Annotated in this window: 2 protein-coding genes and 2 pseudogenes; 2 read left to right on the top strand and 2 right to left on the bottom strand. The window is 59.0% G+C overall.

Features of this window, described 5'->3' with window-relative positions:
- Positions 1-140: pseudogene (locus tag AC1D1Z_RS36110) on the bottom strand (Crp/Fnr family transcriptional regulator); the annotation flags it as partial.
- Between the two features lie 471 nt (positions 141-611).
- Between AC1D1Z_RS36110 and AC1D1Z_RS36105 the strand changes: the two are divergent.
- Positions 612-1,493: a glucosamine kinase nucleotide-binding domain-containing protein gene (locus tag AC1D1Z_RS36105; RefSeq protein ID WP_128408581.1), complete on the top strand. Its 882-nt coding sequence runs from the start codon at positions 612-614 to the stop codon at positions 1,491-1,493.
- Positions 1,490-2,254, top strand: coding sequence for a GntR family transcriptional regulator (locus AC1D1Z_RS36100; RefSeq protein ID WP_477853594.1), 765 nt, complete (start codon positions 1,490-1,492; stop codon positions 2,252-2,254). The genes AC1D1Z_RS36105 and AC1D1Z_RS36100 overlap by 4 nt, the downstream gene beginning before the upstream one ends.
- Positions 2,255-2,425: 171 nt before the next feature.
- On the opposite strand, the pseudogene AC1D1Z_RS36095 reads toward AC1D1Z_RS36100, so the two are convergent.
- Positions 2,426-2,603: pseudogene (locus tag AC1D1Z_RS36095) on the bottom strand (IS630 family transposase); the annotation flags it as partial.

Below are 2,603 nucleotides of genomic sequence, written 5' to 3'. Positions count from 1 at the left end.
GTGCGGCGGAGCGATTGGCGGCCGAGATCCCGGAGCTGGCTGTTGGTCAAGGCGCCGCAGACGACGCCGTGCCGCGCCTGGCAGGAACGGCAGGCGACGAGAGTGCCGGCGTCCGAAACGTCACTGCTTACGACGTCCATGTCCTGATCCCTTCGAAATCCGCGTGTGGCGGGCGTGGCTGCGCATGCCGGGCATGCCCGAGATGATTACGCCGCGATTGCGGGTTCGGCTATCCCGTTTTCCGGCACGGCTTGATGATTATCAATTTCGCCGGGACCGCGCTTTGATCCAGATCAAAGTTTCCCTGCCATGGCTGTTGTTTGATGCGACTGCCTCGACACGATGCCGTCCGAAGAATCCTTCAAACTTGAACAACGAAGCAAAGATCTTCGAATCTTGGCGACGAAGCCGTCGACGTCTTTGCGCACGAACTTTTCCCAAAATTGCATGAGGGTTACTCGCGACAGTCTCGCCCCATGCCCTCGCCAGCCGGTTTTCCAATTGACACTAAAGTATGTTTGTGCGACGTACGTACGAACACTACGAGGGCAGCTGGGGCGGCCCGAACGCGATCGACGTTGTGTCAGATGACCTCCTGAAGGAACGGGCGGATGACCGCATACCTAATCGGAATCGATGGCGGTGGCACGAGCTGCCGTGCGGCAGTCGCCGGTTCGAACGGGAATATCCTTGCGCGGGCTCAAGCCGGGCCAGCCAACATCCTTTCCGATCCGGATACGGCGCTCGACAACATTGCCAGTGCGACCCGCGCGGCGTTTTACGCAGCTGGCATCAATGCGCGTAGCATCGCCTCGGCGCGTGCAGTTCTGGGGGTCGCGGGCAATAATGTCGGCGAGGCCGTTCACTACGTGAAAAACAGGCTACCTTTCGCCCAGGCGGACATCGAGTCAGACGGGCTGATCGCGCTACAAGGCGCGCTTGGTGATAAAGACGGTGCCGTCGCCATTTTAGGAACAGGCACGATCTACATTTCCCGCCACTGCGAGACGGTGACCTACGTGGGCGGATGGGGCTTTACTGTGGGCGACCTCGGCAGCGGCGCTCGTATCGGACATGCGCTTTTGCAAGAAACGCTGCTAGCATATGACGGCATTCACGACATGTCCGCGATGACCGCCTCGGTCCTTGCGGAATTCAAAAATGACCCACGCAATATCGTCGAGTTTGCGCGGCAGGCAAAGCCCGGCGCCTTCGGCCGCTATGCGCCGCGCGTATTCGAGCACATGAAACAGGGCGATGCCGTCGCCGCGCGCCTGTTGCAAGAAGCCGCTGTTTCAGTTGACGAAGCACTTGATCGTCTGGTCGCTCGAGGAACGCAGAAGATTTGCCTGCTCGGCGGATTGGGGTCGCTGTATTCGTCCTGGATCGCTGCACGGCATCAAAGTCTATTGGTAACGCCCGAAGGAGATGCACTGAGCGGGGCCGTGGCCTTGGCTGTGTCGCGCTTCGGGCATCTGAAAGCGATCGAATGAGTGACAGGCTTGCAGCCATGCTTCCAGGATGGGACACAGACATCAAGGGCGCCGGTCCGCTCTATCAAAGGCTTCGGCTGGCGCTTGAAAAGGCGATCCTGTCGGGTAAACTCAAAGAGGGCGACGTTCTTTATCCCGAACGAGACCTCGCTGAACATGTCCGCGTTAGCCGTGTAACGGTCCGCAAAGCAATCGACCATCTCGTCCAAGACGGATTTCTGGTCCGCAGGCGCGCCTCAGGAACCTTCGTAGCCGGATCGGCGGTCCGCGCAGATCAGCCTCCGTCACGCGCGAACCTTTTGACGGGTGACATTTCCTGGCTTGGATCGGGCACGAAAGTCGAGTGCATCGAGCGCAGCACGTCTCATCCCGCACCCGAGGAGATGATGACACTCGGCCTGTCAAGCGACAGTCGCGTCGTGCGCATCACCCATTTGCGGAGCTCGGCGGGCCAGCCGCTTGCGATTGAACGCATATGCATTTCCTCCGAGTTCCTGCCCGCCGCTCGTACCGTTACCTCTTCCACCTGCAACACACTCGCGGACGCAAACTTTAGACCCATTCGTGCGATCGAGCGCACTTTCGCACTTAACATCGAAGATCCGGACGCCACCACGCTTGGCGTCGCGATCGGAACGGCTGGTCTTTTAACAAAGCGCGTTGCCTATCTTGCTTCGGGCCGCGCGATCGAATTCAGCCGCTCACTTTTTCGAGGCGATGCCGAAGGTTTCGTCAGCGAGCTCACCTTTCTCGAAAACTGACCTCTCTTCTTACAAGACAGGATCCTATCATGCAGGCCACCTTCGCTGCCGCCGGTGCGGCTTTGCGTTCCGAGAACACCGCGCTCGTCGTCACGGTCGCGTGCTGCTTGTCCGACTATCCCGCCATCTCATTGAGATGTCCCTTTGCAACGTGCCTAGAGCGTGCTGTTTTTAGACGGCAGCATATCCTGAGTTTCTAAGATAGTTTGCGCATTCGTCAGGCGCGAATGCGTCGAGCATGTGACCGGCGGTGCGCCACGTTGTTTCGACGCTTCGTGGCTCGGCCTTTCTGATGAGATGCTTGAGCTTGGCGAAGACCTGCTCAATGGGATTGAGGTCTGGACTGTAA

The organism is Rhizobium sp. P1_E1 (genome assembly GCF_056406015.1).
The sequence above is the reverse complement of the archived record's forward strand: the minus strand, read 5'-3'. Positions and strand labels throughout refer to the sequence as shown.